Here is a 14685-nt window from a genome sequence, read left to right on the forward strand (position 1 = left end):
CAAAACCTGACGTTCTATGTTTAAGAAAATTTTGGTCGCCAACCGCGGCGAAATCGCGCTGCGCGTGATCCGCGCTTGTCGTGAAATGGGCATCACCAGTGTCGCCGTCTTCAGCGAAGCCGACCGTGATTCGATGCACGTCCAATTGGCCGACGAAGCGTACTGTGTCGGTACCGCTCGCAGTGCCGACAGCTATCTGCGGATCGATCAAATCATCGCGGCTGCAGAAGTTTCCGATGCCGACGCGGTCCACCCGGGCTACGGCTTTCTGTCGGAAAACGCCCACTTCAACGAAGTCTGTCGTGAAAGCGGATTCGAGTTCATCGGCCCCAGTGCCGATGCGATGCGCAAACTGGGTGACAAAAACACCGCCCGGTCAATCGCCATCGCCAATGAAGTCCCCGTCGTTCCGGGCAGCGACGGGTTGATCGAATCGGACGACGTGGCACGACAGACCGCGGCGGAAATCGGCTATCCCGTATTGATCAAAGCAACCGCCGGTGGTGGCGGCAAAGGGATGCGGATCGCCGAAAGCGAAGACGTTTTGGCCAGTGCATTGAAAGCCGCCCGGAACGAAGCTGCTGCGGCGTTCGGCAACGGTGGGGTCTACCTGGAAAAGTTCATCGATCGCCCACGCCACATCGAAGTCCAAGTCATCGCCGACACCCACGGCAACGTTTGCCACTTGTTCGAACGTGATTGCAGCGTTCAGCGTCGGCACCAAAAGCTGATCGAAGAAGCACCTTGCAGCACGCTGACGCCCGAGCGACGCGACGCAATTTGCCAAGCGGCGGTGCGGATGATTCGCGGTGCCGATTATGCCAACGCGGGAACCGTTGAATTCATCGTTGACCAAAACAACGATTTCTATTTCATCGAAGTCAACGCTCGGATCCAAGTCGAACACCCGGTCAGCGAACTGGTCGCCGGCGTGGACTTGATCAAAGAACAGATCCGCGTGGCCGCTGGCCAACCGCTGTCATTCAAGCAAGAGGATCTGGTCTGCACCGGGACGGCGATCGAATGTCGCATCAATGCGGAGAATCCGGATCGCAATTTCCAGCCTTCACCCGGCCGAATTGAATCGATGTTTGCCCCCGGCGGAATGGGCGTCCGTTTCGATTCGCACGTCTACGCGGGCTACACCGTGCCGCCACACTACGATTCGATGATCGGCAAGCTGATCGTGCACCGCCCGACGCGTGAAGAAGCGATCGCCACGATGCGGCGTGCTTTGGCGGAACTGCAGATCAAGGGCATTTCCACCACGGCGTCCTTCCATGATGTCGTGCTGGGGCACCCCGAGTTTGTGGCTGCGACCATCGATACGAAGTGGGTCGATCGCGAATTCCAAAAGCCCTGATCAATCGGTCGTGGTTCGATCGATTTAAAATCGCTCGGTCGACGCTTCGGTGTCGGCCGAATCGGATCCAGCGGCGTCCAACGCCGCGATCCATTCTTGCGGTTGGTCACCGAAGTCTTTGCCGGTGGCGTCACGCAGCGAGTTGACTGCCAAACGCTGGGTCGACGGGTCGCTGTCATTCAATGCGATGCGTAGCGCGTCCACGGCGACCGGAGATTGAAATCGTCCGAGTGCGGCGATCGCGGAATTGCGGACATCATCATCGGGGTCGGCGTTGACCGTGGTGGCCAACAGCCGCGCCGCTTCCTCGTCACCCCGTTTACCCAGCCCACGACAAGCTTCCATTCGGACTTTGAAGTCGTCGTCATCCAGGCCCTTGCGCAACAGGTCCAATCCGTTGGCTTCGTCGGCACGGCCCGCGGCGACGACGGCCAACCGCCGCATTTCCGCGCTGGGGTCGTGTTCGTAAATCTTGTCCAGTTCACTTAGCCAATACTGTTGGCGATCGGCGGTCATCCGGGCAATGCCACCAGCGACGTCCTGCAGTTCTTGGTGTCTTTCAAAGTCGGTGATGCCCAACTGACGGTCGTCGCGCCATTCCTTCATCACAAAGTACGGATTGACCTTTTTCAACGCGTACAGCGGTCCGTCGTGACAACCCGGTGCGATCGTCATGATCGTGCCAAGCAGAACGGCGGATCGTATCGCGAAACCGAGGCGAATGGCCTTAGCAGGACGACTCGGTTCGATTCGGCTGCGGATCATGCGTGAATCAAGGCTCGTGAAGGAACGCGTTAGGGAAGGTCCGTCGCCAAGGCAACGCGACCGTTTTGCGATGTAGCAAACCACGATGGCTGCCTCCAAGGGCAGTTTATCGGCAACTGTGAAACTGCCAGTTTCCGCAACCGCCGTGATAGGCACCGAATGCGGGCCGGCGCAATCCCCCCCGCCCAATCGATCCATTCGGATCAGTTGGCCCCATCGGATTGTCTTCCCATGGTTTCTAAATGAACACACGCCCCATGTGCTAACAGTCAACGGCACAGTTTCGATAGAGCCGAACGAAACGCGATCTGGGTATCGCGTCGACGAACCAATGCGACTTGGCAGAGTTGCGGTTTGTGACGACGTCATCCCGTTGCGATGCGATGCTTCGGCACAAGCAAACTGATGGGGGCATCATGGCACTTTCCATTCACTCGAACCGTTGGACGACTTTTGCGCTGTTGATTGCGTCGGCTTGGATTGCATCCATCGCCCAGGCGCCCAGGGCACAATCCATCCACGATTCCATCGCTTCGCGCACGTCCAACGTCCGTGTCGATCCCGTTGGGACGGACTTGCCCGAGTCGATCACAACCGAGTCACACTCGTTCCAACGCGATCCAACATCCGACAGCGTGAATACCCAGGATCGGATCACGATTCATGTGGGAACGTCCACATCGATGACCGGGCCATGCGCTGATTTAGGCAATTCCGTTTTGGACGGCATTCGGGCCTCCTTCCATCAGGCGAACGCCGAAGGCAAGCGGTATCGATTTCAAATCACGGCGATGGACGATGCCTATGATCCTGCTAAAACGGCGTCGAACACGAAACGGTTGCTGGCCGATCCGACAATCTTGGCGGTGATCGGCAACGTCGGAACTCCGACCGGCGTGGTTGCCGCGACGATGTGTTGCCACACAGACACGTTGTTTTTCGCACCGATCTCAGGCGCGCAGATCCTGCGAACCGAAGGGACGCAGACGCTTCAGCATTTTCGCGGCAGCTATGAAGACGAAGTGTTGGCGTCGATCAACGCGATCCTTCGCTGCAGCGACATTCCAGCCGACCAGATCGGCTTTTTCTGCCTGCGGGACGGACTCGGGATGGCAGGATTCAAGGCCGCTTGTCGGGTATTGGAGCAGCACGGTGGTATTCCCGCGCATCGCATACCGGTCGGGTTGTACGCCAGAGATTCGCTGGCCATTCAAAACGGTTTGGCGGACCTGCTGAATCACCAGCGACCGCCAAAAGCAATCATCGTCGGCGCGTCCACCGACGCGACGAAAGAGTTTGTGTCCCATGCACGACGCCATGGCTATCGCGGCTGGATCATCTGTATCAGTTTCGTCCAAACGGATTCACTGGCACGTGTCATCGCCGTCGACGATCGGCGAGTGATCGCGACTCAAGTGGTCCCGGATCCGCTTTCAAACCACGATATTGCCATCCGGTATCGCGATGCATTGAAAGACTTTGCTCCACAATCGCATCCGAATCCCGCATCATTCGAAGGCTATTTGCTTGGATCCGCGTGGGTGCATGCCGTCGATTCATTGGAAGTCCATCCGAACCGGAAATCGGTGGTTCAGGCCGTTGAAAACATCTTCACGGGGACCACGCCGGTTCCCTGGTTGGAAGAATTCCGCAGTCTGCAAAACGCTGATGGCAAGCGGATCTGGGCCACCCGGCTGACGTCATCGGGAGTCCAATATGAAACGTGGGATCAGATCTTTGCATCGGAGGCGTTGTAATGCATCGAGTCATTCCACCCCATAAACCCATTACGGCAATGCTTGTTGCCGGGGTCGTCTCGGGAATCATTTTGCTGGTCAGCTGCGTGGTGACGCTTCAGCGGCTGAACGACCAACGTTTGCAAGCGGCCAAAGCTGAGATCCGAGCACGCGAGCTGGTCGATCAGACCCGGCGTTTCCGCAGTTCGATTGAAAACATCGTATTGCGTCCCGAGCGGCAGGATTGGGAACAGGTCGGCGGTCAAGCAGAAAGGGAACGTGATCAACTGCGCGAAGCTTTACAGTTCGTCGATTGCGGCCAGCAGCATCGTCCCGACGACTGCCAGTGCCAGAAACTGTACGATTCCCTGGATGAAATCGTTCTTGAAATCCGAGACTTGGGGAGATCCAGCGAGGTCCTGCGCGGCGATCTGCAAGTGTTGAAGCAACAGTTTCGCGTCGCACGAGATGCTTTGTTGCGAATCCGTTCCGCCGCTGAGTCCGTCGAAGGACGCTACCGTTTGAATGGGATCATTTCACCGGGAGACGAAATCCACCGCAACGTTCAAGCAACCATCTTGGAATGCAGCGACGCTTTGCATTACTTGGAACGCACGAAAGTTGCGTCCAACGTCAGCGACCTGCTTCGATTGCGTGAAGGCGCTTATCGACCATTGTTGATGCGTTTGGAGCTTTCGCTTCACCGGCTTGCCGAGCTAGACGATGCTCAGGCGATCGCGACGATCGATGACTTTGCCAAACTTCGACAGGCTGCTTTCGATCATTCTAAATCTGCCGATTTGTTTTTTCACCCGGATTGCGAAAGCATCTTCTGCCTGCGTTTCAAGGTGATCGAAAATCAAAAACAGATCGCTGCATCACAGAAACGCCTGACCGGTCTGGTAACGCAAGTCAGCACGAACGTTGCAAATCGGTTGGTCGCCCTGTCTGGTGACGATTCCCAACGCACCGCCGAAGTGGGGAACCCGTTGCAATCCGCCATTTGGACGATGGTTGTCTTGGGCGTGATTTTGTGCGTGACCTTTGTGGGGTTGGCGGTCGCAGTACGAAGGCTGTTGATCCGGACGTTCGAAGCGACCGAAGAGAAACGTCTGGAGGCGGAAAAGCTGGCGCTGGTGGCGAAGTACACGGTGAATTCCGTCGCGATTACCGACGAAAAAATTCGTGTCGAATGGGTCAACGAAGCGTTCACACGAAACACGGGGTACACCCTGAATGAAGTCGTTGGGTTGTCGCCCGGTAAGTTTCTGCAGGGGCCCCTGACCGATCCCAAGATCATCCGAAGGATGCGAGCGGCGCTCCGTAAAGATCTCGGTTTTCGCACGCGAATCTTGAACTACAAAAAGGACGGAACTCCCTATTGGAACGATTTGGAAGTTAGGCCTATTCGGAATCAAGACGGCGATGTCACCAAGTACATCAGCATCCAAACCAATGTCACTTCTCAGGTGGAAGCCGAACAGCGACAAGCAAAGCTTCAGCAGGAATTGACACAACAGAAAACCTTGCTGGATACGATCGTCCAGCACATTCCGGCGGGGGTCATCGCCGCCGGACCTGACGGAAACGTCACTTGCTTCAACGCGAAGGCGGAAAAACTGCTGGCGGCCAGTTGTGATGACTTGAAACGTGTGGACCAGGTGGACGCAATCTGGCGTTTCCAAGAAGACGACGGGAATGCGGAATCGGAATTCCAATGCCCGCTGGGGCGCGCGGTCAACGGCGAAGACATTCCCAATCGTCAATTTCGTGTGCAGGTGGGCGGCGATGACCGTTGGCTGTTGTTGGGCGCGGTCGCGTTTGATAGCGAACACGTCAACGGCGGCGTGGTGATCTTCAACGACGTGACGGAACAGGTCGCAACCGAACACGGCCAGCGGCAATCGCAAAAGCTGGAAGCCATAGGACAATTGGCCGCCGGAATCGCTCACGAAATCAATACGCCGATGCAGTACATCGGGGACAACATTGATTCGTTGGCCGAATGGATGGACGAGTTCGGTACGTTCTTGGAACAAGCCAACGATGGCGGCAATGACGAGGACCCCGATCGATGCGATTCGATGGACCAACCGGCACAGCGTATCCAACGACTGCAACAAATGGTCGCCGAAGCGTTGCAGGATTGTCGCGAAGGATTTGATCAAGTGACCGGCATCACTCGCGCGATGAAGGAGTTATCGCACCCGGGGGAAGCCACCTATCAGTGGGCCGATCTGAATCGGCTGGTGGTGGGCGCCATCACGCTGTCGAAGAATCGCTACAAGTATCACGCCGAATTGGTGAAAGATCTGGAAGCTGATCTTCCAGAAATTCAATGCCGGTCGGCCGAGATCAGCCAAGTCGTTTTGAACTTGGTCGTCAACGCTTCTGATGCGATCAGCGAACGTTTGGAATCCGACGATTCCCAAGGCGGGGTGATTCGAGTCGAAACGCGCCGACAAGATGATCAGGTCATCTTAAGTGTCAGCGACAACGGTTCAGGGATGGACGAAGCCACCATCGAACGCATTTTCGATCCGTTCTTTACGACCAAAGACGTCGGCAAGGGGACGGGACAGGGATTAACGATTTCGTATGACATCGTGGTGGCAAAACATCAAGGCAAACTGCTGGTCGATAGCGAACCGGGGGTGGGAACGACGTTTACGGTTTCTTTGCCTATTGAACGTGAAAGCGATGGTGAATCGGAATCCTACTCTCGGGACTTGGGTGACCCAGACGTTTGGCTGGACGAAGATCCAAACGTGTTGGATTCATTGCAGGACACCGATGATTTGATCATCACCTGAACAATCCAGATGAAAACGAACCAACAAACGAACGAAACGGCTGTCTTGTCGAATCACAGATGGGGTGAATGAAAGATGAACGATCGAGTCTTATTCGTCGACGACGAACAAAAAATGCTCGACGCGGTGGCGCGTCGCTTCGAAGGGACGTTTGAAATTCATACGGCTTCTTCGGGGGCAATGGCTCTGCAGATGATGGAGCATCAAGACCCGTTCGGTGTTGTGATCTGTGATATGAGAATGCCGCAGATGGACGGCTTGCAATTGATCAAAGAAGCACGGAAGAAGTTCCCCGACAGCATCTACATGATGCTGACTGGTAACCAAGATCTGACGACCGCGTGCAACGCGGTCAACGTTGGTCAGGTGTTCCGATTGCTTCACAAACCATGTCACAGTTCGGTGCTGCATCGCGCGATCGAAGATGGATTGATGCAATATGATTTGCTCAATGGTCGCGAAGATTTGCTACGCCGCACCTTTGGCGGTGCACTGACCGTATTGACGGAAATCTTGGAATTGACGCATCCCATCGTTTTCCAGCGTTCGCACACCGTGATGCGGTTCGTGGACGAATTGGCAGATCAGATGGGCCTGGGCAAACCTTGGGATTATCGCGTCGCCGCATCGCTTGCCAACATCGGCCGGGTCGTCGTGGGCGAACATGACCAGGACCGTTCCGACACTTATGGTGTTTGCATCGATTCGGAAGCCGAGATCGCTGGTCGCTTGATCGCCAATATTCCGCGTTTGACTGATGTGGCGGAAATCGTTCGCCGGCATCCCAATGCCAGTCGAATTCCCGATCATCCCGAACAGTCCCGCGAAACGCGAATCGAAGCCGGCGCTTTGTTGCTTCGTACCGCGATCGTGTACGAATTTCATTTGCGAAGTGGGCTGAAGCCTGACCGGGCTTTGACTCAATTGACGCACGCAATCCCTGGGCTTGCCAAGTCCGTATTGGATGCGGCGGCCAGGTTGGACGTGTCGGAATTCTCGGCACCGGACGATGAAAGACCGGATGTTGAAATTCGACCTTACGCGTTGAAAGAAGGCATGATCCTGGCGCAAAACGTCCAAACCCGCGATGGTTCCCTGCTGTTGTCCAAGGGGACCCGGTTGAGCCAAGCGTTCATTGAACGTTTACAACAAATGGCGATTCGCGATGATTTGCGGCCGCTGTTTGTCCAGGCCATTGTGGAAACACCCGATGCCCAGGAGGCGTCGGAGGAATCCGAACCGAACGCGGCGGATGAATCCCAGGGACAGAGCGACGGCGATACCGACGTCGGTGCGAACGCGGATCACGTTGCGGCCGATTCATTCAGCGGTGCCGACGAACCGGTTGCCGCACCGATCTAGCCGTGTGAAGGTGGGTTAATCAGATGCGATCGCGGCCAAGACCTGTTGCGCCGCTTCGATCGTTTCGTCGATCATCGCTTCGGTGTGCGTGCGGCTGAAGAATAACGCTTCGAATTGGCTGCATGGCATGTAGACGCCCTGGCCGATCATGCCCCAAAAGTACTTGGCGAACCGATCGCGATCGCAATGATCGGCTTCGTCCCAGCTGTTGACCGGTTGATCGTGAAAGAACAGCGTCATCATGCTGCCGACTTGTTGGACTTGGTGCGGGATCTCGGCCGACGTTGCCGCCGCGTCCAAACCATCGGCTAACTTTTTGCCCAGACGTTCCAGTTGTTCGTAGGGCGGTTGGCGTTTCAAGATTTCCAGGGTCTTGCTGCCGGCTGCTACGGCCACCGGATTGCCGCTTAGGGTTCCCGCTTGAAAGACTTTTCCGGCGGGCAGCACCTGATCCATGATGTCCTTTCGGCCGCCGTAGGCGCCCAGCGGCATGCCCCCGCCGACGATTTTGCCAAGCGTCGTCATGTCGGGGGTGATCCCATAGCGTTCTTGTGCACCGCCGTAAGCCAATCGGAATCCGGTCATCACTTCATCAAAGATCAGCACGCATCCGTCATCGGCGGTCAGCCGACGGACTTCTTTCATGAAGACCTCGCTGGCCGGCACGCACCCCATGTTTCCGACCACCGGTTCCATGATCACGGCTGCGATTTGGCCGGGATGATCGGCAAAGCACTGGGTGATGGCATCGACGTCGTTGTATCGCAGGACGATGGTGTCGCGGCTGGCGCCCGCGGTCACACCGGGGGAATCGGGCGTGCCCAAGGTTGCCGCGCTGCTGCCGGCGGCGACTAAAAGGCTGTCGACGTGGCCGTGATAGTTGCCGGCGAACTTGATGACTTTGTCTCGACCGGTGGCGCCACGTGCCACGCGAATCGCGCTCATCGTCGCTTCGGTGCCGCTGTTGACCAGACGCACTTTTTCAATTGAATCCACCGCGTCGATGATCTGTTGCGCAAGCACCGATTCGGCTTCCGTGGGTGCGCCATAGCTGGTCCCACGCGATGCGGCTGCGGTGATGGCATCGATCACTTCGTCTTGGGCGTGACCCAAAATCATGGGGCCCCATGATCCGATGTAGTCCAAGTACCGATTGCCATCGATGTCGAAAAGGTGCGGGCCTTTGGCGTGATCGATGAACAGCGGTGTTCCGCCCACGGCGCCGAAAGCGCGTGCGGGGCTGTTCACCCCACCGGGCATCAGTTGTCGCGCGGATTCGAAAGCGGCACGGCTCTTTTCGCCGGCGGCGGCCGTCAATGAAATCGATGTCATGTCGTGGGACCTGTGCAGTGATTGCTGTGTATGTCAGGCGTTGAGGCTTTTGATGTGACGGTGATGGGTTACAGGTTGGACGATCGTTCTTGTTCGATCATTTCTCTGGCTCCTGATTCGATCAACCGGTTCGCAATGTTGGTGGCCAACTGGATCGTCGATTTCGCATCGGGAGAATCCAATTCACCCGTTTCGTTCAAGCATTGTCGGCCGTCGTGTGACAAGACGCGAGCGTGGACGTTCACGCGATCGTCAACGATGGTTGCCAGCACGGCGATGGGCGCCAGACAACCGCCGTGCAATTGCGACAGAATGGTTCGTTCCGCTGTGACGCACAGCCGACTGTTGGGATCGTCCAGTTTTGAAACCGCATCCAGTGTCGCTGTGTCACCGGCGCGAACTTCGATACCCAGCGCACCCTGCCCCGGTGCCGGCAGCATCTGTGAAAGCTCAATTGTTTGACGCGGCAGGTCGTTCATCTCCAGCCGACGGATGCCGGCTTCGGCCAACAGGATTGCATCGAATTCGCCGCTGTTCAGTTTCGAAAGTCGGGTTTGGACGTTGCCACGGATCGGCCGAATGTCCAAGTCGTTTCGCAGCGCCTTCAACTGGGCCATGCGGCGGCGACTGCCCGTGCCGACGACCGACGCTTTCGGCAAAGTGTCCACGTCGTATCGCTGGGGCGAAACCAGACTGTCGCTAACCGTTTCGCGGGTCGGCACGGCGGCCAACGTGAAACGCTCGTCCGGTTCGGTCGGCAAATCCTTCAGCGAATGCACCGCCACATCGGCTTCGTCTTCGATCAATGCCTGCTGAATCCGTTTGGTGAACAAACCGACGCTCCGCGATCCGTCGATCGGATGCTGGTCGACATCGCCACCACTGACCAGTGGGACCAGACGAGTGTCGTAGCCGGCATCCGTCAGTTTCTGGGCAACGAAACGCGCCTGCCACATCGCCAAAGGGCTCTCACGCGTGGCAATTCGCACGATCGGTAAATCTGTCATCAAGCAAAAAGTCCAAAAACTGCGGATGCCGGATCGGCTTTCTCGGGCTCGCGTTGGGGCTGCGAAACCTGGATCATCCGGCACGGTGGCTAGAATGGGAACCGCCAAGCGAAGGGGCGACCTGTTGACACATCGGTGTTTCCGCCGACCCCGTGGGTTCGTCGATTCGCACGTCGACGGGTACGATCACGGCTCGGTTTGCGTTCGATGGGCGGATCGTCCCGGTGTTGGGCGATTCGATTTTCGACGTCCGAACCGGTGTTTTTTCGCGCCTCACGGCCGACGTGAATGTTGCCCCCGTAGTCAGGCATCAGGTTCCGCACCATTAAACGTTAGCCAATGCGGTGTGACGACCCCGGCGGTCGCCCCACCGCGAACCGTGCGGCCGAATTTTGTATTGAATGTTCACCGTCCCGGCCGTCATCCATCTGGTATTTGATCCCAACGTGTCCGCAAATCCACCAACCGGCGATTTTCGCGACGACGATGCGACCCGAGAATGGTCCACCGGCGATGGGGAGGCGGGTTCACACGACTTTACCGAAGCGGGGTTGTTCGAAGTTTCTTCTGGTGATTCGGCCGATGACGTCCTGGAGGTCCATGACCGCCTGGGCGATTACGAAATCAAGTCGCTGTTGGGCTCCGGCGGCATGGGCCAAGTCTTCTTGGCCGAACATGTGCGGATGCAGCGAACCGTCGCGCTGAAGACACTGCCCGTTCACCGGCTGGGCGATGCCAAAGCAATCGAACGATTCTTTTCGGAGGTCCGTGCCGCCTCTCGCGTCATGCATCCGAACATCGTCACCGCGTTTGACGCGGGCGAACAAGATGGTGTGCCCTATCTGGCGATGGAATACGTCGATGGAAAAACGTTGACCCAGATCGTCTCCGAAGGCGGGCCACTGACCGTCGGCGATGCGGCGGATGTCATTCGGCAAGCCGCGCTGGGGTTGCTGCACGCGCACCGGGCCGGCGTGGTGCACCGCGACGTCAAGCCGGGAAACTTGATGCGAACCACCGACGGGACGGTCAAGGTATTGGATCTGGGTTTGGCCCAAATCAGCTCGCTAGCGGTCGACGCGATTCGGCCGTCGGCTAAGACCGACGCAGGAACCAGTGCGGCCGATGCCAAATCGCAAAACCACGGCGATGACAAAACCGCTGGCAAAAAACAATCACGGGTCAAACGCCGACCGGGAAAGCTGATCGGCACCCTGTCGTTCATGTCGCCCGAACAGTTGGAAGACCCCGAATCGATTGATTCACGCAGCGATATCTATTCGTTGGGGGCGACGCTGTATTTCTTGTTGACCGGACGCACGCCATATCCCGGCGAATTCTTGGACCAAGTGTACGGTCATCGCCACGGCGAAATTCCCGATCTGATGCAGATCCGCGATGACGTCGACATGAATTTTGCCAACGTGTTTCGACGCATGATGGCAAAGTCACCGGGCGCCCGATACAACTCGCTGGATGAAGTGATCGAAGACCTGTCAGGTTACGTCGCATCGGATTCCGCGCCGTCTTGGCTGCAACAGTTGGCGCCCATGCAGGCGATCGCACAAGACAGCAGCACGATCATTGGCGGTTCGACCTATGGCGGTGAATCCACCGTGGCGCGTCGGACCGAGATTGTCGGTTTGGATCTGGGAATGTTCGACTTGGCCGCCGCCAGTGCGGACTTAAGCGGATCGCTGCGGAATTTGACGCCCGGCGAACTGGGCCAACCGCTGTTTCGAATGGTGATGACCGGCAGCGACGGGACGATGCGATTCGGTGACGTCGCAACTCAGCGGCAATCGACCAATCCCGACCAAGTGATTCGGTGTTTGCCGATGTATTTCGGCCAGCCAACAATCGGTCGGCAAGTTTGTGGACGCAATTGTCCACCGGAAGTCTTGATGGGCGCGATGATCCGCCGCGCGATGCGTCAGGCGTGGAATCGCAAACAGCCGCCCGAAGCGGTGGCGATCACTGTCCCATCGATTTATGACCAGCTGCATCGCCGCAGCATCATGCAATCGGCGACCATCGCCGGCCTGCGTTCGGTTCGCTTGGTGGACCGATCCTTGGCGTGCGTGCAATTGATGATGATGCAACATCAATGTGGCGGAACTGCATCGGCCCCCACGGACGACAATCCGTTGGTGTTGGATGACCCGGCCGAATCCGAACCCATGCCGGGCGACGAAAGCCGTCATGTGTTGTTTGTCGGACTGACCGGCCAGGCATGCGAGGCGGTGGTCGTTCGGTGTGAAAACGGTCGGCTGGAACAGTTGGGGGCCAGTGGGCATTGGAACCACGGCACACTGATCTGGATTCAACGTCTGGTCGACTTGGCCGCGGAGATGTACAGCCGGTCGATCGATCTGGATCCACGAAAAACCCTGCGACGAGCCGCTCGGTTGCAGACCGCATGTGAGCGTGCGATTCAGTCGCTGATCATGTTGCCCAGCGTCAAGATTACGATCGAAGCCGCATCGCATCCCGTGTCCGTCGTCGTGGATCGCATGCAGTGGATGCTGCGATGTGAAGACTTGATCGACCAAGTCACCGAACATATCCAACAGGCCTGTGAACGCGCGTCGATCCGGCCCGACGAAGTTGACCATGTGGTCGGTCTGGGACCGCTGTTGCGGATGCCGGAATTGAAGAAGCGAATCTTTGCCGGGGTTCCTGCCGCCGCGAATGTCACGATGGCGGATCGCCATGATGTGGCTTGTGGTGCAGCGATTTGCCTTTCAGGTGAATTGCCCGGTCGCGGTGATATCCCGATGCCGCCGCGAAACGTGGCCAGCCAACAGATCGGCGTTCTGGTCGAAGACGCGCAGGGACGCAGCCGCATTCTGCCCATCATTCCGCGAGGCACGATCTTGCCGGCTCGGACGAATCGCCGAATCAGTGCCGGGAAACAAAAGGAATCGTTGACGCTGTCCCTGGTCGAAAGCTCCGGGCCTCTTGGCAAACACTGGCAATCCCTGGGACAATATGATTTCGACTTGGATTTGGCGAAGGATTCGTCGGCCAAACGGGCTCGCATGATCGGCTTCGAAGTCGACATCAATGGCCTTTTGACCGTACGTGCCCAGACCCCGGGCGTTCCCGGAAGTAACAAGTTGCCGTCACTTCCAAAGCCGGCGATTGACGAAAGCGATCTGGCAGGCTGGATCCAGTGGTTGAACGAACAGCCCGTCGAATAATCTTGCCGGGCCGGTCGGGGCACCGTCGCTTCGGATCGGCGATCACGCCCGTTGTTGGTACTTGCTCGTGTGTTGGTGCACTTGGATGCTTCCTACACGGTCAGGTTGGCGGCCATCGCATCGCGAACCCGTTGACGACAGGTTCGCTCGTCTAAAGAACACCCCCACCCAACACGCGAAAGGTCTCATGGAATTTGTCAAAATGCACGGTGCGGGCAACGACTATGTTTATGTCGATTGCTTCGATCAAACCGTGCCGTCGGATCTGCCGGAATTGGCGCGACGCATTTCCCATCGCCGTTTCGGAGTGGGGGCTGATGGGCTGATTTTGGTTCGTCCCAGCGAACAGGCCGACGCGTGGATGCACATGTTCAACGCTGACGGCAGCGAAAGCGAAATGTGTGGCAACGGGATTCGTTGTGTCGCCAAGTTGGTCCAGGACCGCGGGTACGCCAACGCATCGCCGCTGACCATCGAATCGGGGGGCCAGGTTTATACGATCCAAACGCAATGCGATGACGACGGAAAGGTTTGTCAGGTCACCGTTGACATGGGCAAGCCGATTCTGCAGCCCGAACGGATACCGACACTGATTTCGGGCGACCCTCATGTCGTTGACGTGCAAGTGGAAGTCGACGGACGTCGTTTTCCCGTGACCTGTGTTTCGATGGGCAACCCGCACTGTGTCGTGTTCGTTGATCATGCCGACGACGAATGGGTGCTGAAGATTGGCCCACAGTTGGAAAACGATCCCCGTTTTCCAAAACGTGTAAACGTCGAATTTGTCGAAGTCCTGTCACCGACCGAAGTCCGACAGCGGACTTGGGAACGGGGCAGCGGCGAAACTTGGGCGTGTGGCACCGGTGCGTCGGCGGTTTGTGTCGCCGGTGTTTTGACGGGACGAACCGAACGAACCATCTTGAATCACTTGCTCGGTGGCGACCTGACACTGCGGTGGGATGAAGACAGCGATCATGTGTTCATGACCGGCGGAGCGACCGAGGTCTTCCGCGGGACTTGGTGAACGACGGGATCGCCGATGGGATGAAATCGGGGCGGGACGCAAAGCGACGCGGTTTGGTTTAGAATGCGCGCTTCGCTTGA

Annotated in this window: 9 protein-coding genes; 6 read left to right on the forward strand and 3 right to left on the reverse strand. The window is 57.5% G+C overall.

Going from position 1 to position 14685, the window contains the following annotated elements; translation table 11 throughout:
* Positions 1-16: 16 nt before the first annotated feature.
* On the forward strand, positions 17-1363 hold the full coding sequence (gene accC / locus HFP54_RS03770) for an acetyl-CoA carboxylase biotin carboxylase subunit (RefSeq protein WP_168564076.1): 1347 nt from the start codon (positions 17-19) through the stop codon (positions 1361-1363).
* Between the two features lie 24 nt (positions 1364-1387).
* On the opposite strand, the gene HFP54_RS03775 is transcribed toward accC, so the two are convergent.
* On the reverse strand, positions 1388-2038 hold the full coding sequence (locus HFP54_RS03775; protein ID WP_196784257.1) for a HEAT repeat domain-containing protein: 651 nt from the start codon (positions 2036-2038) through the stop codon (positions 1388-1390).
* A 506-nt stretch (positions 2039-2544) separates the two neighbouring features.
* Here HFP54_RS03775 and HFP54_RS03780 point away from each other — a divergent pair.
* The 3 genes from HFP54_RS03780 to HFP54_RS03790 all read left to right on the forward strand — a co-directional run bounded on the left by HFP54_RS03780 (position 2545) and on the right by HFP54_RS03790 (position 8039).
* Positions 2545-3885 carry an ABC transporter substrate-binding protein gene (locus HFP54_RS03780; protein WP_168564077.1) on the forward strand — a complete coding sequence of 447 codons (1341 nt, stop codon included), beginning with the start codon at positions 2545-2547 and terminating at the stop codon, positions 3883-3885.
* Entirely contained in the window at positions 3885-6677 is a 2793-nt protein-coding gene (locus HFP54_RS03785) for a PAS domain-containing sensor histidine kinase (RefSeq protein ID WP_168564078.1), read from the forward strand. The genes HFP54_RS03780 and HFP54_RS03785 overlap by 1 nt, the downstream gene beginning before the upstream one ends.
* 75 nt (positions 6678-6752) lie before the next feature.
* Entirely contained in the window at positions 6753-8039 is a 1287-nt protein-coding gene (locus HFP54_RS03790; protein ID WP_168564079.1) for a response regulator, read from the forward strand.
* Positions 8040-8054: 15 nt separating this feature from the next.
* Here the strand turns inward: HFP54_RS03790 and hemL are convergent, their stop codons facing one another.
* A complete protein-coding gene (hemL, locus tag HFP54_RS03795; RefSeq protein WP_168564080.1) occupies positions 8055-9371 on the reverse strand; it encodes a glutamate-1-semialdehyde 2,1-aminomutase in 1317 nt (438 codons plus the stop codon).
* A 68-nt stretch (positions 9372-9439) separates the two neighbouring features.
* The gene (hemC, locus tag HFP54_RS03800; RefSeq protein ID WP_168564081.1) at positions 9440-10378 is read right to left on the reverse strand and encodes a hydroxymethylbilane synthase; all 939 of its coding nucleotides are present in this window, start codon (positions 10376-10378) and stop codon (positions 9440-9442) included.
* A gap of 401 nt (positions 10379-10779) precedes the next feature.
* On the opposite strand from hemC, the gene HFP54_RS03805 reads away from it, so the two are divergent.
* Together HFP54_RS03805 and dapF are read left to right on the forward strand one after the other, a co-directional pair.
* Complete coding sequence (locus tag HFP54_RS03805) at positions 10780-13581, forward strand: protein kinase domain-containing protein (protein ID WP_168564082.1); 2802 nt, start codon at positions 10780-10782, stop codon at positions 13579-13581.
* A 187-nt stretch (positions 13582-13768) separates the two neighbouring features.
* A complete protein-coding gene (gene dapF, locus HFP54_RS03810; protein WP_168564083.1) occupies positions 13769-14605 on the forward strand; it encodes a diaminopimelate epimerase in 837 nt (278 codons plus the stop codon).
* The last annotated feature ends 80 nt before the right edge of the window (positions 14606-14685 follow it).

It is taken from the genome of Crateriforma spongiae, assembly GCF_012290005.1.
GTDB lineage: Bacteria > Planctomycetota > Planctomycetia > Pirellulales > Pirellulaceae > Crateriforma > Crateriforma spongiae.